At 45.3% G+C, this 20,877-nt stretch carries 21 protein-coding genes and 1 pseudogene; 18 read left to right on the forward strand and 4 right to left on the reverse strand.

Annotated elements, in window-relative coordinates:
- Window positions 1–90 precede the first annotated feature (90 nt).
- The 3 genes from RID09_RS17300 to RID09_RS17310 all read left to right on the forward strand — a co-directional run bounded on the left by RID09_RS17300 (window position 91) and on the right by RID09_RS17310 (window position 4,799).
- Entirely contained in the window at window positions 91–1,257 is a 1,167-nt protein-coding gene (locus tag RID09_RS17300; protein ID WP_446337170.1) for a SpoIIE family protein phosphatase, read from the forward strand.
- Window positions 1,258–1,277: 20 nt separating this feature from the next.
- A complete protein-coding gene (locus RID09_RS17305; RefSeq protein WP_446337171.1) occupies window positions 1,278–1,829 on the forward strand; it encodes a hydrogenase maturation protease in 552 nt (183 codons plus the stop codon).
- A 225-nt stretch (window positions 1,830–2,054) separates the two neighbouring features.
- A complete protein-coding gene (locus RID09_RS17310) occupies window positions 2,055–4,799 on the forward strand; it encodes a bifunctional acetate--CoA ligase family protein/GNAT family N-acetyltransferase (protein WP_446337172.1) in 2,745 nt (914 codons plus the stop codon).
- 102 nt (window positions 4,800–4,901) lie between these two features.
- On the opposite strand, the gene RID09_RS17315 is transcribed toward RID09_RS17310, so the two are convergent.
- Window positions 4,902–5,570 (reverse strand): hypothetical protein, encoded by a 669-nt coding sequence (locus tag RID09_RS17315; protein WP_446337173.1) that lies wholly within the window; start codon window positions 5,568–5,570, stop codon window positions 4,902–4,904.
- Between the two features lie 119 nt (window positions 5,571–5,689).
- Between RID09_RS17315 and RID09_RS17320 the strand changes: the two genes are divergently transcribed.
- The 9 genes and pseudogenes from RID09_RS17320 to RID09_RS17360 all read left to right on the forward strand — a co-directional run bounded on the left by RID09_RS17320 (window position 5,690) and on the right by RID09_RS17360 (window position 12,038).
- Window positions 5,690–5,953, forward strand: a complete 264-nt coding sequence (locus tag RID09_RS17320; protein ID WP_446337174.1) for a hypothetical protein — start codon at window positions 5,690–5,692, stop codon at window positions 5,951–5,953.
- 119 nt (window positions 5,954–6,072) lie between these two features.
- Window positions 6,073–6,354 carry a DUF433 domain-containing protein gene (locus tag RID09_RS17325; protein ID WP_446337175.1) on the forward strand — a complete coding sequence of 94 codons (282 nt, stop codon included), beginning with the start codon at window positions 6,073–6,075 and terminating at the stop codon, window positions 6,352–6,354.
- Window positions 6,351–6,698: a DUF5615 family PIN-like protein gene (locus RID09_RS17330; protein WP_446337176.1), complete on the forward strand. Its 348-nt coding sequence runs from the start codon at window positions 6,351–6,353 to the stop codon at window positions 6,696–6,698. Before RID09_RS17325 ends, RID09_RS17330 begins: the two co-directional genes overlap by 4 nt.
- 212 nt (window positions 6,699–6,910) lie before the next feature.
- On the forward strand, window positions 6,911–7,045 hold the full coding sequence (locus tag RID09_RS17335) for a hypothetical protein (RefSeq protein ID WP_446337177.1): 135 nt from the start codon (window positions 6,911–6,913) through the stop codon (window positions 7,043–7,045).
- Between the two features lie 580 nt (window positions 7,046–7,625).
- Window positions 7,626–8,099, forward strand: a complete 474-nt coding sequence (locus RID09_RS17340; protein ID WP_446337178.1) for a glucosaminidase domain-containing protein — start codon at window positions 7,626–7,628, stop codon at window positions 8,097–8,099.
- A gap of 75 nt (window positions 8,100–8,174) precedes the next feature.
- Window positions 8,175–9,170, forward strand: a complete 996-nt coding sequence (locus tag RID09_RS17345; protein ID WP_446337179.1) for a glycosyltransferase — start codon at window positions 8,175–8,177, stop codon at window positions 9,168–9,170.
- Window positions 9,171–9,291: 121 nt separating this feature from the next.
- A pseudogene (locus RID09_RS17350) lies at window positions 9,292–9,567 on the forward strand (ATP-binding protein); the annotation flags it as partial.
- A gap of 41 nt (window positions 9,568–9,608) precedes the next feature.
- Window positions 9,609–10,409, forward strand: a complete 801-nt coding sequence (locus RID09_RS17355) for a tetratricopeptide repeat protein (RefSeq protein ID WP_446337180.1) — start codon at window positions 9,609–9,611, stop codon at window positions 10,407–10,409.
- Between the two features lie 114 nt (window positions 10,410–10,523).
- Window positions 10,524–12,038 carry an ATP-binding protein gene (locus RID09_RS17360; protein WP_446337181.1) on the forward strand — a complete coding sequence of 505 codons (1,515 nt, stop codon included), beginning with the start codon at window positions 10,524–10,526 and terminating at the stop codon, window positions 12,036–12,038.
- Here the strand turns inward: RID09_RS17360 and RID09_RS17365 are convergent.
- Window positions 12,003–12,464, reverse strand: coding sequence for a restriction endonuclease subunit R (locus tag RID09_RS17365; protein WP_446337182.1), 462 nt, complete (start codon window positions 12,462–12,464; stop codon window positions 12,003–12,005). The two genes, RID09_RS17360 and RID09_RS17365, sit on opposite strands and share 36 nt — an antisense overlap.
- Before the next feature lie 372 nt (window positions 12,465–12,836).
- Between RID09_RS17365 and glgA the strand changes: the two genes are divergently transcribed.
- The 5 genes from glgA to RID09_RS17390 all read left to right on the forward strand — a co-directional run bounded on the left by glgA (window position 12,837) and on the right by RID09_RS17390 (window position 18,834).
- A complete protein-coding gene (glgA, locus tag RID09_RS17370; protein ID WP_446337183.1) occupies window positions 12,837–14,273 on the forward strand; it encodes a glycogen synthase GlgA in 1,437 nt (478 codons plus the stop codon).
- Window positions 14,274–14,423: 150 nt separating this feature from the next.
- On the forward strand, window positions 14,424–14,801 hold the full coding sequence (locus tag RID09_RS17375; protein WP_446337184.1) for an Hpt domain-containing protein: 378 nt from the start codon (window positions 14,424–14,426) through the stop codon (window positions 14,799–14,801).
- Window positions 14,802–14,821: 20 nt separating this feature from the next.
- Window positions 14,822–16,060: a sensor histidine kinase gene (locus tag RID09_RS17380; RefSeq protein ID WP_446337185.1), complete on the forward strand. Its 1,239-nt coding sequence runs from the start codon at window positions 14,822–14,824 to the stop codon at window positions 16,058–16,060.
- Between the two features lie 429 nt (window positions 16,061–16,489).
- Complete coding sequence (locus RID09_RS17385; RefSeq protein ID WP_446337186.1) at window positions 16,490–18,136, forward strand: S-layer homology domain-containing protein; 1,647 nt, start codon at window positions 16,490–16,492, stop codon at window positions 18,134–18,136.
- Window positions 18,137–18,228: 92 nt separating this feature from the next.
- Window positions 18,229–18,834: a hypothetical protein gene (locus RID09_RS17390; protein WP_446337187.1), complete on the forward strand. Its 606-nt coding sequence runs from the start codon at window positions 18,229–18,231 to the stop codon at window positions 18,832–18,834.
- Window positions 18,835–18,910: 76 nt separating this feature from the next.
- Here RID09_RS17390 and RID09_RS17395 read toward each other — a convergent pair whose 3' ends face one another.
- Window positions 18,911–19,729, reverse strand: coding sequence for a Ycf66 family protein (locus tag RID09_RS17395; RefSeq protein ID WP_446337188.1), 819 nt, complete (start codon window positions 19,727–19,729; stop codon window positions 18,911–18,913).
- Between the two features lie 497 nt (window positions 19,730–20,226).
- A complete protein-coding gene (gene psbX / locus RID09_RS17400) occupies window positions 20,227–20,346 on the reverse strand; it encodes a photosystem II reaction center protein PsbX (protein ID WP_446337189.1) in 120 nt (39 codons plus the stop codon).
- Between the two features lie 188 nt (window positions 20,347–20,534).
- Here psbX and RID09_RS17405 point away from each other — a divergent pair.
- The coding region (locus RID09_RS17405; protein WP_446337190.1) for an RNA-guided endonuclease InsQ/TnpB family protein at window positions 20,535–20,877 on the forward strand (343 nt) is incomplete at its 3' end.

The raw sequence follows: 20,877 nt of genomic DNA on the forward strand, positions 1-20,877 counted from the left end.
TAAGTAGAGTCGCTGAATAAGTCTTGCAGTGGGGTTGTAGAGACGTAGCATGCTACGTCTGGGAGCAGTAGTTTCACTAGAGAATAGCTTATGAGCAGTGATAACTTTCTGGATATCTATGATTTGAGCTTAAATAAAAAGGGAGAGGAACTGTGTGGCGACAAGGTTAAGTTTATCAAGACGAAGGATAAGAGCACAATTGTTTTATCCGATGGGTTGGGAAGTGGTGTCAAAGCAAACATTCTGGCAACACTGACAACGGAAATCTTGATCACCATGTTGAATGCTGACCTGTCCCTAACTGAGGTGATCAAAACGGTAATTGGTACTTTACCAATTTGTCGGGTACGGAAAATTGCTTACGCCACTTTTACGATTATTCGTATTAATCATCAAACCAATAAGTTTAAAGTTATAAACTTTGATAACCCACCAATTTTTCATTTTAGAAGAGGAAAACCTGTCCCAGTTGAAACGCGCACGGAGAAAATTATGGAGAAAGACATTGTTATCTCAGAAGGGTATTTAGAACGGGGAGATTTCCTGGGTGCGATTAGTGATGGCGTCTTGTATGCGGGGCTGGGTGAGGTTTTAAATTTTGGCTGGGGCTGGGAAAATATTGCCAAATACATCGAAAGCTTATATATTCGGGATACCTACACTGCCCGTAATATTGTCCGCAAAGTGATTAGCGAAACGCACAGCCTGTATCAAGGGAAAATTGGGGATGATGCCACGTTTGTGGGCGTCTGTGTGCGACAGCGTAATGAGTTAATGATTTTTACAGGTCCGCCTTTAGATCAACGTCAAGACAAAGTTTATGTGGAACGTTTATTAAACTTTGAGGGCAGAAAAGTGATCTGTGGCGGAACCACGGGGAATATTGTGGGCAAATATCTGGGCGAAGAGGTGGAAATGGATATTGCCACTATGCGACCGGATCTGCCGCCGATTGGTAAGTTAAGTCAAATTGACTTGGTAACCGAAGGGATATTAACCATCTCGAAAAGCCTAGAAATCTTAAAAAAATGTAAATGTGATATCGATCGCTTACCCAATGACAGCAATGGGGCGGTGCTTCTCGCCAAGGAAATCTTGATGGCGGATTCGGTACTCTTCTTAGTGGGACAGAAAATTAACGAATTTTACCAAAATCCGCTGTTACCCAAAAACATTTCCATCCGCCGAAATTTAGTAGAAGAGGTAGTGAAATATTTGCAAAACCATAAAAAAGAAGTCCAGTTAGAATACTGCTAACACCAATTGGGGTAATGAGAATGAATGCCACCCTTACGACCGATTTAGGACAAGCCAATCCAAATCCTCAGTCATGGGTGGTGATTGGCTATGGGAATACGCTGCGGCGGGATGACGGTGTGGGTCAAGTTGTGGCAATGCAGGTGCAAGAGTGGGGGTGGCTTGGGGTGCGATCGCTCCCCCTACACCAACTGACCCCAGAACTGGCACAAACCTTAGCTACTGTGGATGGGGCTATCTTTGTGGATGCTTATCCCGTTACTGGAAAGAAAGCCTTGGTGCAAGTCTTTCCGCTGCGATCGGGGGAGGCTGATTCTGTCCCATTCGGGCATCATTGTGATCCGCGATCGCTCTTAGCTTTAGCCCAAGCCCTTTATAATCATTCTCCCCCCGCTTGGTTGGTTACCATTCCCGCTGTTGACTTCGAGTTTGGCGAAACCCTCTCACCCATTGCCCAACAGGGAGTTACCGATGCCCTCATTTATATTCATCGCTTGTTGGCAACACAAGGGGAGTCGCCGACTCAAGAATCATCAGGTTGCGCCGATATGAGGGAGATGAGGGAGTTGTGAGTTAAATCTCGCACTCAGTCTGGGCGGGCGCGAGTCCCATCTTTTGTGAGGGAAGAAACGACAGTAGTAAAACCCGCCCCTACACAATCAACACGTCTTCCCCACCTTCTCCAACTCAGATGGCAGATTATCAGGGAGAACCCTAGACTTGAGTCCTTGGGTGTTCAGCGTTAACCGTTCCGTTTCAATTTTTCCCAGATTAATTAATAAGGAAAGGAAAAAACAATGGTTAAGCCACTTAAACCAACCACCGATCCAGCTTATGATATTCTGCGTTCCGAACGTCAACCCCTGCACTCCTTCTTCGCCCCCGATACAGTTGCAGTTATTGGGGCGACGGATAAAGAGGGAAGTGTAGGGCGAACCCTACTGTGGAATTTAATGAGTAATCCCTTCGGGGGAACCATTTTTCCCGTGAATCCCAAACGGCATAATGTCCTCGGGATTCCCGCCTATCCCAGCATTAAAGAAATACCCGATCACGTGGATCTGGCTATCATTGCCATACCCGCCCCCCTGGTACCCGGAGTTATCCAAGAGTGCGTTGATGTTGGCGTCAAAAGCGCGATTATTATTTCGGCAGGATTTAAAGAAATTGGTCCAAAGGGAGTTGAGTTAGAACAACAAATCCTGGAAACCGCCCGGGGCAAGATGCGAATTATTGGTCCCAATTGCCTCGGTTTAATGAGTCCGCGCACCGGGTTAAATGCTACCTTTGCCAGTACCATGGCGCGTCCGGGTAATTTGGCGTTTATTAGTCAGAGTGGGGCATTATGTACCGCTGTCCTCGATTGGAGTTTCTGGGAAAATGTCGGCTTTAGTGCCTTTATTTCCATTGGTTCGATGATTGATGTGAGTTGGGGGGATCTGATTTACTATCTCGGAGATGATCCCCACACCCATAGCATCGTCATTTATATGGAATCCATTGGTGATGCCCGATCCTTCCTCTCTGCGGCGCGGGAAGTGGCATTAACTAAGCCGATTATCGTGATTAAAACTGGGCGAACTGAAGCCGCTGCTAAGGCATCAGCGTCCCATACCGGTTCCCTAGCAGGTAGCGATGATGTCCTTGATGCCGCATTCCGTCGCTGTGGGGTGGTGCGTGTGAATACCATCTCTGAACTGTTTGATATGGCAGAGGTATGGGCGAAACAACCCCGTCGTCCCAAAGGACCCCGCTTAACGATTATTACCAATGCCGGCGGACCCGGAGTTTTGGCGACAGACGCCCTGATTAGCGCTGGCGGTGAACTGGCAGAACTATCTGAGGGGACAATAACTGCCCTCAACGAAATCTTGCCGCGCCATTGGAGTCATGGCAACCCCATTGATATTCTCGGTGATGCTGATCCCGATCGCTATACCAAAGCCTTAGATATTGCCGTTGACGATCCCAACAGTGATGGCTTGCTGGTGATCCTGACACCCCAAGCCATGACTGATCCCACCCAAATTGCCGAACAGTTAAAACCCTATGCCCAGAAAGCCGGGAAACCCGTGTTTGCCAGTTGGATGGGGGGATCAGAAACGAAAACCGGTGAAACCTTACTCAACCGTGCCAGTATTCCCACCTATCCCTACCCCGATGATGCGGCGCGGTTATTTAATTTAATGTGGCAGTACAGCTACAACCTGAGTGGGATCTACGAAACGCCGATTCTGCCCTCATCCGAAGAAACCGCACCCGATCGCGCTTGTGCCCAGCAGATGATTGAAACCGCACGCAAGGCGGGGCGGACGATTCTGACGGAGTTGGAATCGAAACAGCTTCTGGCTGCCTATAATATCCCAATTGTGCATACAGGGGTGGCGAAAACGGAAGAGGAAGCGGTCAACTGGGCAAATTCCCTGGGGTATCCCGTGGTACTCAAACTCTTTTCCGAAACCATCACCCATAAAACGGATGTGGGTGGGGTACAGTTGAATCTCACCGATGCGGAGGCGGTACGCTGGGCGTTTCGGGGGATTCAATCCTCTGTGACAGAGAAAGTCGGCGCCCAACATTTCTTGGGCGTCACGGTTCAGGAAATGGTGCGTTTGGATGGTGCTTATGAATTGATTATTGGCAGCAGTGTTGATCCACAATTTGGACCGATTTTAGTCTTCGGATCGGGTGGGCAGTTAGTGGAGGTCTTTAAAGACAGCGCGATCGCACTACCTCCGTTGAATACCACCTTAGCGCGGCGGATGATGGAACAAACGAAAATCTATAAAGCGCTTAAAGGGGTGCGGGGACGTCAACCTGTGGATTTGACCGCATTGGAGCAAATTCTGGTGCAATTTAGCCAGTTAGTCATCGAACAACGCTGGATTAAAGAAATTGACATTAATCCGCTGCTGGCGTCTTCTGACAAATTAATTGCGGTAGATGCACGGGTTGTGCTGCACGAACCGGATATGCAAGAAGATCAACTCCCCAAAACCGCGATTCGTTCTTATCCCAACCAATACACCTCTCCCTGGAAGCTTACTGATGAGACGCCGGTGAAGATTCGTCCCATCCGTCCGGAAGATGAACCCCTAATTGTCAAGTTTCACACCACCCTATCGGATGAAAGCGTATATTTGCGGTATTTCAATGCCATTAAGCTGAGTCGGCGGATTGCCCACGAACGCTTAACCCGCATCTGCTTTATCGACTATGACCGGGAAATGGCGTTGCTTGGGGATTATAAGAACCCTGAAACCGGAAAGCATGAAATTTTAGGTGTGGCGCGACTGAGTAAACTGCACGGAATTAACGAGGCGGAATTCGCCATGTTAATTAGTGATCCCTATCAGCGCCGAGGATTAGGCACAGAATTACTGCGGCGCATTGTGCAAATTGGGCGGGATGAGAAACTCAGCCGGATTACGGCAGAAATTCTCGCCGAAAATATCCCCATGCAGAAAGTGGCGGAAAAAGTTGGATTCCGTCTCTCCCGTGCGGGGAATGAATTAGTCAAAGCAGAGATTAATTTATCGTAACTCTGTTTCCCTCGTTCCCAGGCTCTGCCTGGGAATGCTCTTGTGGAGGCTGGAAATTCTAAATATTAAAAACAAAGATTTAGACAGAAAAAAAATTACATCCTAGCCTCTATTTTTGCCCCGTTTTAACCTTTTACCAATCAAAAAAGTACTAATCATTACTGTCCCTATAGTTAATGAGGGTTCTGGAACAGTTTTGGAATCTGTGGAAAAAGCGGCATTGAATGAATAGTCCCGATTATCTCCATTGTTGTACCAAAAAGCATTGTTTTTACTGTAATAAAGACCGTATCCTTCTGAATAAGAATCCTGATCAAAATTATATCCAATGGCTCCCGAACCCGGAGTTTCCACGTTCAAATAAGCTACGTACTGCTGTCCAGCAAGCAGAGAAATTTCTCCAGTGTTAAAAGTAATTTCAGCATAACCAGACGGTTTAGCTGTATATCTCGGCAAACCGGCTACTGACTGAGAATCGCTAGAGTAGATGTCTACCGCTGACTCGAAGGTAATGGGATTCCAGGGTGCAAGGTGGGCTGTGAACTCTGTAGGAGGGCTTTCTACTGAACTGAGAAAAAAGCTAAAGGAATTGATCACATTATCCTTTGGTACGGTGAAGACTTGTCCATAGCGACTGTTCTCGAATATATATCCTTCACCTAGCCATCCGGCTGTCGTATCGATTTCAGCCGCCTGTGCTATCTCAACTGTTCCTAAACTGAGTAGTGTCACCCCGGCTGTAGCGGTTAATAAGTTTTTTACACCCAACATGAACTTTTCCCTCATCATACACATCCTCTAAGTACCTGTACTCATGATTTTAATTCATTCCCACCTCAGACGCTTAATATGACGTGTTATAAAGCCAGCCCAGAATCTCGCCTTCTACAATGGAAGCATCAGCCCAATTCGAGGAGAAAGTCATGGCAGCAGAACGAGAATTTGATGATGCTCTACATGAAGCTGGCGTAGAGGCGGCTAGGGTACTGATAGAGTTTCTCAAGAATCCACCGGAAGGAGAAGGCGAGACTATATCCTCCTTCTCTGACAAAGACGCAACAATAGTCAAAGTTAAAGTTGCTCTTCAGGTACTGGCAATAGCCAATGATTTACCAACTCCGCCATTTTTTATCGACCAGAGCAATAAATCTTAAACGAAATACCCCTGGCTTCAGGCGATAATTTAGTCTTTGATCAGAGAAAGCCTACATCAAGCGCTAAGCTTGGTGCTAGGAGTACGCTACCTAAATGATAACGATTTCTGAGAGTAGCAATGGTTCAAACCACGGAATATCTTTACATTGTTAGAGACGAGCAGATTTTGAAGGGTGAGCCAATTATTAAGGGAACTCGTACACCCGTAAGAGCAATTGTTGAAACTTGGCGTATGGGTGTTGCACCAGAAGAAATTCCCAAAGGGTTGCCTCATCTGACTTTGGCGCAGGTGTTTAGTGCATTGACTTATTACAGCGATCATCAAGATGAAATTAACAATTACATTGAACGTAATCGAATTCCTGATGAGTTGATTGACCCATTGGTTAAAGATTTGTGAGCAACCTTTTTATTTGTTTGTACTTAGATGAAGATGTCAATGTCTTGGTCGCAGACTTACTCAAAGCAAGAGGCTTTGATGCAATCACCGCACGAGATGTAAGAAAACTTCAAGCTACTGATGCAGAGCAATTTGCCTACGCCGTGAACCAAGAAAGAACCTTAGTTACCCATAATAGAACTGACTTTGAAGAACTTGTACAAGCTTATTTTGCTTCAGGGCAGATGCACTATGGTGTAATTTTTGCTGTTCGCCGTCCACCTCAAGAAATTGCACAACGATTATTAGTGATTCTGAATCAAGTGACAGCGGACGAAATGCAAAACCAGGTGCGATATATCTAGTTATATAATGGCTATTGTCCTGCAAGATTGACGAATTTCTTGGCTCTATGAGACCAACCCGAAAACTGTAGATCCGTTACGGTAAATCGCTTTTACAGCTTGGGGCATAAAGAAAAACTCCGGAGTAATTTAGTACATTTGTATTAAAGCAATCACGCGCCCCCTCTGCGATCGCTGATGCTTGTCTATTAGTGGTGACAGTTGCCATGGACATGGTGAACAAAGCGTCCTTAGTTGATTGTAAGGTTAAACGGCGATCGCGCAAAAGGTACGAAGGCAAAACGCCTCGATTGCGCCTTGGACACCTAACCCAAGCGAAAAAAATCTGCGATCGCACCCTTACTTGATACTTATACCACCTTGCTTTCTCCAGCAGGGATAGGTGAAACAAAAGTAAGTTATCACTCCATCTTATGATAGATGTGCCATGGCACGTCTGTACGTTACTTTTTTGATAGCTAGCTGGGATTACAAAACCAAGACTTTAGTGATCGCTATCACGAAAAAATCCATTTTTAACACACAGTAGTGGAAATTTAGATCACAACAATTACCACTAGAAATTTCTACTCTAGAAGTGAAGCCCACATTTCGATTTGAGTACGTGCTGTCAATCAGAATGTGGGCGGCTGTCAGGGTTTTAGGGGTGCATCTGCCCTTTCATATTCATTTAGGGTCTTTTATAAGGCAGGGTGCATTTGCTTTCTCTAGTTTCCGCCAATTATCAGCAAAATGGGTAGAGTTACGATGAAATCTGACCCGCTGAATATGAAAATTTAGTAAAGTGTTATAATTTCCGACCTGTTCGCCATTCTCTGTAAGCCTGTGATATTCATCGATAAGTATAGGTAAACTTTTATATCAAAATCCCATCTTTCTAGATGACACTCTGTACAACGTTAATATCTAGAAAGGAGATAATCAGCAATGAGTTGGACTCAATTCATCGAAGCGATAGCCCATACGGAGATTGAGTTCCCACAGCTAGCAACGGCGTGTCTAGCCCAGGCAATTCTGGAAAGTGGACGCGAAACTACAGAATTGGCAAAACGACACAACAACCACCACGGCATGAAGTGGCGCGACGAGATGAAAAACATCGCTGTACCAGTTTACTATAAAACAGACAGTGAACCAAGAGGGGGGGCGGAGTTTTGCAAGTTTGCCACAAAAGCCGATGCGGTTCGCGGCTACTGGCGTTTTCTTGACCGTTCACCCTATCAAGGATGGCGCAATCACGTCCAAAGTCCTGAGGCGTTTCTTACCTTCATTAGTCCAATTTGGTGTCCTTCTGGCTACACAGACACCTGGAAATCCCGTCATGGTGGGTTAGTCTACCATGAATACATTCTTCAGAAGTTGTATAACGAAGCCTCTGAACTTTTCAACTCAGTGCGTTAACTACACTATAATCTTGACTGAAGTCAATGATATTCATTGTAGTATACAGGCAATCTCACTGAGGCAATTGGTGTTTTGAGAACCCTTTACTTTTTAGTCCCTGGAACCTATGGTACATTTGCTTGTGGAGGTCTTTGGGCGGAGTTGAAAACCCTGAGTCTGGCAAAGCAGGTTTGCCCTGCTGAGGTGGTAACCTATCGTCAACGGGAAAAGGATATCTTGTTCCTGGATGATTTGCTCAAGCAACAGGATTTAAATAATGTTATTTTTGTAATCAGTTGGGGATTTGATATTCCTAAACTTGTGGCAAAACTCAAGTCCTATCCGGTTATTTACCATGCCCATAGTGCTGGGTATCGATTTAAACTTCCAGCGCGTATTCCTATCATTACTGTTAGTCGCAATACTATGGGATATTGGGGACAGCGATCGCCTAATTCTCTCATTTACTATTTACCGAATCATATTTCGGAAGAATTCCAGAATTTTAACCGAGAACGAGATATTGATGTGTTAGTTCAGGCGCGGAAATCGTCTGAGTATTTACTCCAAGACTTGATACCAGAGTTACAGAAGCATTGTCGTGTTAAAGTTGTTGATTCCTACGTCGAGGATTTGCCGGGACTTTTTAATCGGGCTAAAGTTTATTTGTATGACTCGGCTGAATATTGGGCGCAACAATGGGTGAGTGAAGGCTTTGGGCTGCAACCGATGGAAACCCTTGCCTGTGGTTGTCAGGTTTTTTCTAGTGTGAATGGGGGCTTATCGGATTACTTAGATCCGGGGTTCAATTGCTATAAAATAGCGGGATACTCTTTAGAGTATGATAGTAAACGCATTCTCAGAGTTATAGAAAATGCCTCATTCAAGGCTTTGGATAAACAGTTTTTTTTTGAATACCGTTCTGAAACTATTATCCGTCGCATTCAAATAATTTTGTCTGATATAAATGAGTTTTTTGATTTCAGCCAAAATCTACCGGGTAATATTCCAAGTTTAACAAGAACGCGGCTAGCTAAGTTAAGTATCGAGAGATTTTCTAATAAGCTATGGCAAAAAATATATCGTTAGTAACTAATTTTTTCTAAAGTGTCGTAAATTAGTGGCGGATGTAACCAATTCGCTTTTTCAGTGTAATAATCATTTTACGAATGATAAATAACGAATGACTAAACTCTAGGGAACCGGGACGATGAAAGTAGATCTACAGACTTTTTTTAGAGCCACGAATCCCAGCAGAACGCTGGTTGTGGACAATCCAGAAGACCAGAAATTTTATACCGACTTTTCCCCAGTACGCGGGGGTAAGATTATTGAAGAACTTAAAGATAATATTACCTTTTTCTCACCTGATGAACCAACCTGCGCCTTATTTACGGGACATATTGGTTCTGGCAAATCGACGGAGTTATTGCGACTGAAGGCAGAATTAGAAGAAGATGGGTTTCATGTCGTCTACTTTGAGTCGATGTTTTAGCTCAAGGTTGTTTAACTCGTTCAGAACTAGACTTGGCGTTAAAAGAGTTACCCCATCGCTTGCAAGATTTAGACCCCCAGCTTGAAGCGGGATTACAGTTCATTCGCGGGTTAAATGTCGGAGATAGTCCAGAAGCATTAGAGTATTTTCAGCAAAGTTTAACATTTTGGCAACAGGTAGGGGTGGGTTTTACAGATAACGTGTCTCGCCAAACAGATAACATAACTAAACCCGCCCCCATTGACCCCAATGTAGAGACAATCGATAACGAAACTAAACCCGTCCGGATTAATGCCAAATTAAAAGCTGGATTAGTTTTATTTTATATTGGACTCTACCACTATCGCACAACGGACCGCAAAAAACACCAGGCGATTAACTGGCAAACATCCAAGATTCATCTCCAGCACTGTCTAGAAATTTTTGACCAAGAAAACCGCCCCGATTTAGTAGCAAAATGTATTACTCAATTAGAACGAGTGCTGCAACGGATGCAAGCCTGGGATCAACTAGAACAGGTAGCGCAAAAAGCTTTACCCTTGCATCAACAGTATGGAAGTACGAGTAAATTAGCCCAAGATTATAGCTTTTTAGCTGAAGTCGCATTACAGCAACAGCGCTGGGATGATGCTCGTCAAGCAGCACAGCAGGCTGAGAATATTATCAGCCAACTTCCTAAACATAAACAGTGGACTCAGGGATTAAATTTGCTGTTTCTAGCCCAAGCCGAACGGCTATTAGGGAATAAACAAGCTGCGATTTCTCATTTAGTCAAAGCCAGAGATTTAGGGAATTTTGGACATCCCATTATTTATGTACGAATATTAGAATAGTTACGAGAACTCTATTTTGCAGAAAAACAATATTTAGCAGCATTTACCACAAAACAAAAGCGGCTTTCCATTGAACAGCAATATGGCATTCGCGCCTTTATTGGCGCTGGACGATTGCAACCGCATCGGGAAAAAGCTGTTTACTCGCGGGATTTGGAAAACCTCTCTCCTGCTCTTGAGAAGGCTTTAAATTCTCCCTCTTCCGTAAAAAATCAGCAAGAAGCTTTATCCAAAACGGATCATTCAGAGTCGGTTGCGCCAGAAATTATCGCCTCTGGACGACAGCGAGATTTAGAGCGATTAATAGAACGGATTGGACGAAATGATTGTAAGTTAATTGTCATTCATGGACGCTCTGGGGTGGTGAAAAGTTCTCTGGTGAATGCGGGATTAGTTCCGGCATTAAAGCAAAGCGTTATTGGCACTCATAAGAATTGTCCAATTTCCATCCGAGTTTATACGAATTGGATAGAGGAATTGGAAAAACAGTTGCTAAATGAAGATGAATCCGTAGGGGCTAGTTTAGACGATAACTTGTCGGAAAAATTACCAAACTCTCAACAAAACCTGCCCGATTTCTCAAGTTTAGATAATAACGTATCTGGATTATCAATAAACTCTCAAACAAACCAACCTTATGCCACAATCCTGGAACAGTTAGAAGAAAATGAACAGCGCCAGCGGCGGACAGTACTAATTTTTGACCAGTTTGAAGAATTCTTTTTTGTTTATACTAATCAGACTGAACGGCGACTATTTTGGCAGTTTTTGGCAGACTGTTTAAATATTTTATCCGTGAAGGTAATTTTATCGCTACGGGAAGATTATTTGCACTATTTGTTAGAGTGCAATCGTCTGGATAGCATGAGTGTGATTGGTCATGATATTCTGGGGAAGAATGTGCTGTATGAATTGGGAAATTTTTCGCTCACAGATGCCAAAGCTATTATAGAAGATTTAACCACGCGATCGCGCTTTTATTTAGAACCTGCTTTAATTGATCAACTGGTCAAGGATTTAGCGGGTACAACGGGGGAAATATTACCGATTGAGTTGCAGGTAGTGGGGGCGCAATTACAGGCGGAGAATATCAAAACACTGGCGGATTATCGGGAGTTAGGGACGAAAGAAGAATTAGTCAAGCGCTATTTAGAGGAAGTAGTTGAAGACTGTGGCGCTGAGAATAAGCAGGCGGCGGAATTGGTACTATATTTGCTTACGGATGAAAAAGGGACTCGTCCGCTAAAGACTCGCGCTGAATTGGAACGGGATTTAGAGGGATTAGCGGCGGGTTTGACAACGGAAGCGAGTAAATTAGATTTAGTCTTAAGGATTTTCGTTGAGTCTGGTTTAGTGTTTTTGTTACCAGAAACTCCTTATGACCGTTATCAATTAGTCCATGATTATTTGGCTGAATTTATTCGTAAGCAGCAAGAATCGAGGTTAAATGAGTTAATTGCAGAACTCAAACAAGAAAGGGAACAACGGAAATTTACCGAAGAAGAGCTTAAACGCACTGAACAAGCTAAACAGATTTTAGCAGTAGCCAATCGAAAAGCTAAACGACGAGTTCAGGTAGGTTCTGCTATCCTGTCAGCAGCCGTTGCTGCCTTGATTCTGATTTTTTAGCATATAAAACAAAGCTTGTGGCAAAGCTTTATCCACACTAAACTGCTTATTTTTTGCTTCAACCACCGCTACCCATAATTGCTGCTTTAATACCAATACATCTATCTTTCCTCGGACGATTTCTTCCTCATCCTTCGCTGCAACTTGTACCTCAGCATCTGGGTGAAAAGGATAACGAAAAAAGCCAGCCAATGAAAGCAATGGTGCTAACACGACCATCTTTACAACCTCCTCATGCAAGGGATATTCGATGATTGAAATAAAATCCGCTTTGACCCGATCTAACCATTGTTTTTCCGCATCCGTTACCTCTGGCAAATCATCCTGCCATTCTCGGAAAAATTGTTCATCCTCAACCTGCTGGAGGTTAAACTTTTCTTTGACATCGTGTAGGGTTAATTCACTCGCTTGAATAACTTGTGCCATAATCGTTGAGTCCTTTGGCTAGCATCCTTTCAGGATAAGGGTTTAAGCCGCTGATGGAACCGGATGCGATCGCGCGTCTGTGGCAGATTCTCAGCCAAGGGCAACCTGAGCGTCTGTAGGGGCGGGTTTTACCGATATCATGCTCTTCAAAACGGGTAATATCAAATCCGGGTTAGCCACCCCCTTTATAATCTAGTCCGCGCAGGCGGACGAAAGGCAAGTGTAGCAGCGATTTCAATCGCCTCCTCTTGCTGATCCCTCTATCTCTCCACACTGGCGCGAAAATGCCATGAATTCAACGATTCGTCATTGTAAACGCCCCTCAGAAGGATACTATTACTACTTGAGACTTCATCGTACACAACTATCAATATGAATATTCTTTTTGTTGCCGCAGAGGTAGCGCCCCTGGCAAAAGTCGGCGGTATGGGGGATGTTGTGGGCGCATTGCCTAAGTTCCTGAAGCGCTTGGGACATGATGTGCGGATTTTTATGCCCTATTACGGCTTTTTAGCCGACAAGATGGAGATTCCCAAAGAACCCGTCTGGTGGGGGTATGCCATGTTTGAGTCATTCGCCGTCTATGAAACGGTTTTACCCGGAACCGATGTCCCCCTCTATCTGTTTGGACATCTTGCCTTCTCCGGGCGAAATGTCTACGGAGGAGAGGATGAAGACTGGCGCTTTACCCTGTTTGCCAATGGTGCATCTGAGTTTGCCTGGAACTACTGGAAACCGCAAATTATTCATTGCCACGATTGGCACACCGGCATGATTCCCGTGTGGATGAACCAATCCCCGGATATTTCCACCGTCTTCACCATTCACAACTTGGCGTATCAAGGTCCCTGGCGCTGGCGCTTACAGCAGATAACCTGGTGTCCTTGGTACATGCAAGGTCATAACACAATGGCGGCGGCGGTACAATTTGCTGACCGAGTTACTGTCGTCTCGCCAACCTACGCTGATCAAATCCGCACCGCTGAATACGGCGAAACTCTAGAAGGGTTAATGTCTTTCATTAGTGGTAAAACCGTCGGGATTCTCAATGGCATTGATACAGATAGTTATGACCCAGAAATCGACAAATACCTAGAGCAAAATTTCACCGCCGATACAATTGAATTACGTCGCAAAAATAAAGTGACCCTGCAAGAAGAGGTGGGCTTAGAAGTCAACGCCAATGTCTTTCTCATGGGTATGGTCACGCGCCTAGTTGAGCAAAAGGGGATTGACCTATTATTACAAGTCCTCGAACGCTTTATGGCTTACACCGATGCCCAATTTATATTACTGGCTGCCGGTGAACGTTACTACGAAACCCAAATGTGGCAATTGGCATCCCGCTATCGGGGTCGCATGTCTGTCCAACTCCTCTATAATGATGCTCTGTCCCGACGTATTTATGCCGGTTGTGATACATTCTTGATGCCATCCCGGTTTGAACCTTGTGGGATTAGTCAACTGCTAGCCATGCGCTACGGCTGTGTCCCTATTGTCCGGCGTACAGGGGGTCTGGTGGATACCGTTTCTCACCATGAACCTGTTAGCCAAACCGGCACTGGCTACTGCTTTGACCGCTATGAACCCTTAGACTTTTATACCTGCATGGTGCGGGCTTGGGAAGGCTTCCGCTTTAAAGATCAATGGACAACGCTACAGCAGCGGGGGATGCGTCAGAATTTTAGCTGGGATAAATCAGCCAAACAGTATATCCGCGTATACCGAGAGGTGTTAGGGTTACCGCCAGAGGACGAAACTGTCCAACTGCAAGAGGCAGATTCACCCCTGACAGGGGTTATCAGTTAAAATTACTTCCTCCCCGACTGTAGAGACGTAGTATGCTACGTCTCTACACCACATCTTGGGATCAAGTGTATTCTCTTGAACGACCAGGCGCGATCGCATTTATGGTAAGGTTATAACTATTGCCCAATAAAAAATCGGAATTGAAGCTTTTTGTCTGAGTCGGATTTTTTGCCTATCAATCCCACCAACAGTATAGAAATCGACTTGGATCGCTTAGAGGAAGTGAGTCTAGGCGAAGTCGAGTTAAAACGCGAACTGCTCGTCGCCTTGTTGGAGGTCATTCACGTTAATCTAGAAGCGATTAAGCAAGCTGAAGCCGCCAATGATTATCTCACTGTCGCACGATGCGCCCATCAGATCAAAGGAGCTGCGGCTAATATGGGCGTTTCCTCACTTAGGGCGATCGCGACTGAATTGGAGCGTCAGGCAAAAGCCGAGAAGTTGTCCAGTGCTACCGATCTGCTTGTTGCACTAAAAAGCCAGGAGTTAGGGGTACAATCTTATATTTCTAACCAACTCCCCGAATAAAGCATTGCGGTTAATCGGCTATGGCGAAAATTTTAGTGGTTGATGACGATTTGACGGTTCAGCTTGTGCTGAGAAATCTACTCACCAGTCAAAGTCACGAAGTCGCGATCGCACAAAATGGAGAAGAAGCCCTACGCTATGTCAAATCACTCCATCCGGATTTGATTATATGTGATTGGATTATGCCGCGCCTAGATGGACTAGAAGTCTGTCGGCAAGTGAAAGCTGATCCAGAATTGGCAACCACGTTTATAATTTTACTCACCATGCGCGATCAAATTACCGATCGCGTTCAAGGCTTGGATGCTGGTGCTGATGAGTTTATCTCCAAACCCATTGATGTAGAAGAGTTATTAGCGCGGGTTAGGGCGGGGCTGCGATCGCGTCAATTAACCCAACAGTTAAGTCAAGCCCTGCGACAGTTGCAACAAACTCAGGCACAATGGGTGCAAACGGAAAAAATGGCAAGCTTATGGCAGCTTGTCGCCGGCTTAGCTCATGAACTCAATAACCCCGTTACATTTATCTACAGTAACATCAGTTACCTTGAACGCTACACCCAAGACCTCATTGAACTCCTCAATCTCTACCAAGGAATCACACCGAATCCTCCCCCGGATGTTATTGACAAAATTGAAACCATTGATCTGAACTTTCTCATTGATGATTTGCCTAAAGTTTTATCATCAATGCGTCGAGGAACCCAGCGCATTCATAAAATGGTTCTTTCTCTGCAAGAGTTTTCCCAGCAAAACCGTTCTGGCTTGCAAACAGTTGATATTCATCAGGAGCTAGACAACACATTATTAATGTTGAACTATCGCTTACAATCTCCAGAACTAGATATCGAGGTCGTCAAAGACTACGGAAACTTACCCTTAGTCGAATGTTATGCCTGTCAGTTAAATCAAGTGTTTCTGAATATTATTAACAACGCCATTGATGCCATCAGAGAAGAAACTCGTACAATACCCGCTCGGATTATTCTCCGGACGGAACAATTAGAGAACGAGCGTGTGGTTATTCGCATTGCCAATAACGGGTCTCATATCCCCTCAGACATTAAAGCTCGCATATTTGATCCGTTTTTCACCACTAAACCCATTGGTACGGGTACTGGCTTAGGACTAGCAATTAGTTACCAAATTATTGTCGGACAACACAAAGGTTCAATCCAATGTCTATCAGAACCCGGTACAGATACAGAGTTTCGGATTGAGCTGCCCACCTCTGTCAACGCAAAAACCATTTCCAGTTAGGCAACAGGGGAGCATGTAACCTTTTGTCCTCCTGTAGGGGCGACCCCCTTGCAAAAATCAACAACTGTATCCATTCAATGGGATCGGGTCGCCCTTTACTCAAACCTCCGTGTCATTTTAGCCAAAGCCAGCTATTATTGTTAAATTAACATTTAATAAGCTTGAAGGTGTCCCACGATATAAAAGCAAAATTGGTAAGCACGTTAGATAATGCTTGACATTTTAACAACTATTGTGTAAATGTCTGGAAAATTCCGTTAAACCCTGTCGGGCTATAACAGAAGTATCCACGCCAATTTTTTAGATAAATTAAGGCATTAATCGGCAAAACTCATGTACCTTTGAGGTAACAACGAGAGCTTCGGGAGCATAGCAAAAGTGATGAGGAGATATAGGTTTAAGGGTTGTTTCGAGCCAATCGGCAAAACTATGCACCATTGGGGGTATCAGGTTCTTGGTTCAGTGTTGGGCAGCACGTTACTCAGTGTGGCAGCCAACATAGCCAGTCCTCAGAATATTGCCCAAGCCCAAACTAACCCACAAACTAATCAAAAAGGCTCACTAGGAGAATCACTCCTAAATAACATGCTGGGTGCTGATGCCCTGCGCCCCCAAAACTCTGCCCCAAATACAAATCAACCTGCCCAAACAGCACCGAAATCGCCGCCTAGTCGTGGGGTGCAAATCGTGCAAGCTACTACCTTTCCAGATATTCAAGGCAATTGGGCGCAAGCCTTTATCGAAGCCCTAGCCGCACGGGGAATCATCCAAGGATTTCCAGATGGGACATTTAGACCAAATGCCCCAGTCACCCGCGCTCAGTTTGCGGCGATGATTCGTCAGGCGTTTGACCAACCCCTGGAACGTCCAGGAACTCAGTTTGCGGATATCCGGGCTAATTTCTGGGCATTGGATGCCATTCAAGAAGCGTATCGTATGGGATTCTTGGAAGGATATCCTAATAATATATTTCTTCCCGATCAAAATATCCCGCGTGTGCAAGTGCTAGTGGCATTAGTCAGTGGGTTAGATTTATCGGCTCCCGCTCAAAGTACAGCCATATTAAATCAAATCTTTCAGGATGCCGCTCAAATTCCTGGCTGGGCGCAGAATAGCATTGCCGCCGCCACAGTGAACCAGATGGTGGTGAATTACCCCAATGTGGCGTTCTTGAATCCGAATCAGACTGCCACTCGTGCCGATGTAGCCGCCTTTATCTACCAAGCATTAGTCAGTCAAGGTCAATTACCCCAACTCCCGCCCACCACTGTAGCAACCCGTTACATTTTGGGGTACGAACCCATTGCCCAAGAACCCCCAACACCACCAACACCGACACCGGAACAAGTTGCTGCCTTGCGACGGCAGTATCTCCTTCCCGCACCGCCTGTGGAGGAACGATTGCGTCGGATTGTGGTTGGCGGTTCTAGTATTAATACTCCAACAGCCTTTGGCGCTCAAACGGGGGATATATTCTTCGGTGCTACCTATCAAGAGCAAGTACGGTTTTTCAATGAAGACGATGGTGCTGTTGTTGTCGGTTTTGGCGTCGGTGATGCTAGGAGAATTGTTGCCCTAGAAACCGCTGTTTCAATTTATGACTTATTTGGCGATACCTTTGAAGATGGCGGAGTTAGTTTCAAACTTCACCGCTTAATTGGTGATGATCTCGCTGTGGCAATTGGTGTGGAGAATGCCATTGTTTGGGGTAATACTGATGGCGACCAAAGTGTTTATGGGGTTGTCAGTAAAGTTTTCCGTTTGCGAGAAAATTCCAGTGAGCCTTTGAGTCGGCTAACTGCCTCGGTTGGTCTCGGTGGGGGGCGTTTCCGCTCATTAGATGATATTGAGGATAAAGAGGGTTCGACTAATGTTTTTGGTAGCATTGGTCTACAAGTTGTAGAACCTGTTACTTTAATCGCCAATTGGACGGGTCAAGATTTATATTTAGGCGCTTCAATTGTGCCGATTCAGGGGGTTCCTCTGGTGATTACCCCGGCTGTAGCTGATGTGACGGGTAATGCTGGTGATGAACCTCGGTTCATTTTGGGGATTGGTTATGGGCTATCGTTCTAAAAAGTAGAGATTGAGCCACCTTCAATTCTCGGCGTAGGGGTATAGCATCGCTATGCCCATTACTCAAGTCAGTTATATTAAGGAGTAGAAAAATGAGACATTTGGCGTTTCAGTTAGGACTGAGTTTAACGGTAGGCGTGGCAGGAATTTTATCGATGACGACATCGAGTCATGCCCAGCCTGTTCTGTCTGATGTTACGGGGAATATTATCACCACGAGCGATATTGTGGGTGATTATTTTGGTCGAGGTGGGGGTGGTGAGCTGCGTCTTGTGTTTGAAACATCTCAGATTAGGGCAAATGTTTTCGATGCAGCGGGTATCGTGAATGAACGACTTGCCCAACGGAATTTGCCCAGTGTGGGGAATGACACGTCTCCTATTCCCGCATCAGTCCAGCAAAACTTAGCCCTAGTTGTGACGGGGACGGGTAACGTTGAGGCTGGGGTGAGTCAAATTCAAAACGCCCTCGTGAATGCTGGGGCAAATCCAACCCTTGCCCAGAATCTCGCCACTAGCTTATCCGGATTGACAGCAGGTGGTGACGTGAATGCCGCTCAGTTTGCGGCTGTAGTTGAAGCCTACAATGCTTTAATTAATGCCAGCAGTTTCGAGTTTTTAGGGGAACCGCCGGAAGAACTGCGGGCAATTCGTTCTGTTCTGGCTATTTTATTAAATGCGGCGTTGGCTAGCAATTAGGCTAGGAAACATACCATTAGTAGGTTGGGTTGAGGAATGCAACCCAACTCTACTAACGTGGCACACCTAATTGAATTTAGTATTCTGAACCTTTAGGTACGTAATCATCTTCATCATCATCCTCCAAGGGATCGATGGGTTTATAATCCACATAATCACTGGGAGGCGGTTCTACCTCTTGATCTGCCACAGATACCGTTGATTCTTGGGGAGGACGACGCCTTCTAGGTGGAGATTCTATGTCGGGTTCAGGGTTGCGACTCGGTGGACGCGAAGGGCGAGGACGACGAGTGGGAGTCGGTTTATCGTCCCAGTCATTCTCTACATCAGCTTCCCATCGTTCCGCAGGTGGTCTTGAGGCACGAGTTGCAGGACGTGGACGGCGTTTACGGGAGCGTTCTTCTGGAGGGAAGTCATCGGAGACGCTTCGACTTCTAGGACGGCGAACCTCGGCTTCGTACCTGTCGCTGCGGTTATAACGAGAATCGGCTGTTCCCCGGAGGCGACGACCAATGTAGGGATCTTCATCTTCCATTGGTTCTAGTTCATCTAACTCAGCCACCTGGCGATAAACATTGCTCACCGGGCGTTCTTCATCCACAATTTTTGTATTGCGCTTGGCTTGTTCAGTGGTGATACCACGTAGACGAATGGTTTCAACCGCAAAGAAAATGGCAGAACCCGTCAGCAGAAACTGACCAAACTGGAGAATGGGATCAAGTCGCCATCCCTGGAATAACAGAATAAAGCCGCATAAGAGTCCGACAGCGGCGAAGAATATATCATGATCTCGTGCTAATTCCGGACGTACTGAGCGCAGGAAATAAAGCCCTGCTCCGGCAACTGCCAAGAAAATACCCAGAATACTGGCTGAGTTCAGCCCAAAATTTACCATTCCTGCTCTCCTAAGTCAGTTCTTTGACATCCTCCACCCACTAACCAATCGAGCGGTATAGTAGGGGATTTCCCAGAAAGGTAATTGAAAAGTGAAGGGCTTCACCTATTCTTCCTTTCTAGTTCGGTTCCTAGGCTCCCCGCTATGGCGGCAGCGATATCTCCTTCCTTTTGGGATTCCCTGTTGATTCAGGGACAGGCATAACTTTCGGGCTGACCACCCGTAGAGAAGCTATTCCAAGATTTTGTGCGGCTCTTTAAATTCACGCTTACGCGGTGAAGCTGACCAGGCTCACATGCTCATAGTAGCGAGTTTTGCCAATAAATCTCTACCTTAAAGTTACTATGCCCAAATTTGTTTACTCAGTTGGGCATAGTATCCAATACGCCTCGGATAAGTACTACACCGTCTTAGAAAGTTCTCTAGATAGGGACAACAGGGTAGCCTCGTCGCTACCCTGTTCCTTGACGAGGGTTTGACAAATGACGCTCCCAAACTTAAGAGCGTTGGATTTTATCCTTCTGGCTGATAAAGATTAGGGCAATGGTGGCGGGAACAACCACAATCACCCCACCCAAAAGGAGACTCCATAAAAAGTTGGCTAATGAGGGCGTCATAGAACTTTAATCCTTGTAACTAATGTTTATACTAATTTTAACTTAACAATGTCGCGGAAGTCCTCACTCTCAACGATAGTAGGGTGAGGATGGACACCGGGAAATTTCGTGCCTCAATTTCCAATCTTCCGGCTCAGCTTACCCTAAATAGTATATAGTGGTAAGAGAGGGAAAAGGAGGTGAAAGCGATGCGACATCAAGCCGTCAAAGTTAGACTATATCCGACAACTGAACAACAAGTGATACTAGCTCAACACTTTGGCTGTAGTCGCTGGTGGTGGAATTATGCACTCAATTTGTGCATTGAAACTTACAAGGCGACGGGTAAAGGCTTGACACGTTCAGCATTAAACGCATTTTTGCCTAAGCTCAAGAAACAGGAGGAAACCGAATGGTTGTCTGAATGCTACTCTCAGGTATTACAAGCTACTACACTCAACCTAGTGACTGCCTATAAGAACTTTTTTGAGGGTAGGGCTAGATACCCTAGGTTTAAGGCAAAAAGAAATAAGCAGTCCATTCAGTATCCCC

Source organism: Coleofasciculus sp. G1-WW12-02, from assembly GCF_040219735.1.
Classification (GTDB): Bacteria; Cyanobacteriota; Cyanobacteriia; order Cyanobacteriales; family Coleofasciculaceae; genus Coleofasciculus.

Coding starts and splice junctions, on each gene's coding strand:
- RID09_RS17300 (WP_446337170.1), top strand. CDS start 91: ATGAGCAGTGATAACTTTCTGGATATCTATGATTTGAGCTTAAATAAA.
- RID09_RS17305 (WP_446337171.1), top strand. CDS start 1,278: ATGAATGCCACCCTTACGACCGATTTAGGACAAGCCAATCCAAATCCT.
- RID09_RS17310 (WP_446337172.1), top strand. CDS start 2,055: ATGGTTAAGCCACTTAAACCAACCACCGATCCAGCTTATGATATTCTG.
- RID09_RS17315 (WP_446337173.1), bottom strand. CDS start 5,570: ATGTTGGGTGTAAAAAACTTATTAACCGCTACAGCCGGGGTGACACTA.
- RID09_RS17320 (WP_446337174.1), top strand. CDS start 5,690: ATGGAAGCATCAGCCCAATTCGAGGAGAAAGTCATGGCAGCAGAACGA.
- RID09_RS17325 (WP_446337175.1), top strand. CDS start 6,073: ATGGTTCAAACCACGGAATATCTTTACATTGTTAGAGACGAGCAGATT.
- RID09_RS17335 (WP_446337177.1), top strand. CDS start 6,911: ATGGTGAACAAAGCGTCCTTAGTTGATTGTAAGGTTAAACGGCGATCG.
- RID09_RS17340 (WP_446337178.1), top strand. CDS start 7,626: ATGAGTTGGACTCAATTCATCGAAGCGATAGCCCATACGGAGATTGAG.
- RID09_RS17365 (WP_446337182.1), bottom strand. CDS start 12,464: ATGGCACAAGTTATTCAAGCGAGTGAATTAACCCTACACGATGTCAAA.
- glgA (WP_446337183.1), top strand. CDS start 12,837: ATGAATATTCTTTTTGTTGCCGCAGAGGTAGCGCCCCTGGCAAAAGTC.
- RID09_RS17380 (WP_446337185.1), top strand. CDS start 14,822: ATGGCGAAAATTTTAGTGGTTGATGACGATTTGACGGTTCAGCTTGTG.
- RID09_RS17385 (WP_446337186.1), top strand. CDS start 16,490: ATGCACCATTGGGGGTATCAGGTTCTTGGTTCAGTGTTGGGCAGCACG.
- RID09_RS17390 (WP_446337187.1), top strand. CDS start 18,229: ATGAGACATTTGGCGTTTCAGTTAGGACTGAGTTTAACGGTAGGCGTG.
- RID09_RS17395 (WP_446337188.1), bottom strand. CDS start 19,729: ATGGTAAATTTTGGGCTGAACTCAGCCAGTATTCTGGGTATTTTCTTG.
- psbX (WP_446337189.1), bottom strand. CDS start 20,346: ATGACGCCCTCATTAGCCAACTTTTTATGGAGTCTCCTTTTGGGTGGG.